Genomic DNA, 255 nt, shown 5'->3' with positions numbered 1-255 from the left:
CTCTCAGGTCGGCTACGCATCGTCGCCTTGGTAGGCCGTTACCCCACCAACTAGCTAATGCGCCGCAGGCCCATCTCCCAGTGATAGCCGAAGCCATCTTTTCTTTTCGAATCATGCGATCCAAAAAACTATCCGGTATTAGCATAAGTTTCCCTATGTTATCCCAGTCTGAGAGGCAGGTTGCCTACGTGTTACTCACCCGTCCGCCGCTAGCCTCCGAAGAGACTCGCTCGACTTGCATGTATTAGGCACGCC

The 255-nt window shown here is 53.7% G+C and carries 1 rRNA gene; it reads right to left on the bottom strand.

The annotated features are described in order from the left end of the window. A 16S ribosomal RNA gene (locus M3630_RS30795) occupies nt 1–255 on the bottom strand; the annotation flags it as partial.

Source organism: Brevibacillus sp. MER 51 (genome assembly GCF_023714195.1).
Taxonomy (GTDB): Bacteria; Bacillota; Bacilli; order Brevibacillales; family Brevibacillaceae; genus Brevibacillus.
The sequence above is the reverse complement of the archived record's forward strand: the minus strand, read 5'-3'. Positions and strand labels throughout refer to the sequence as shown.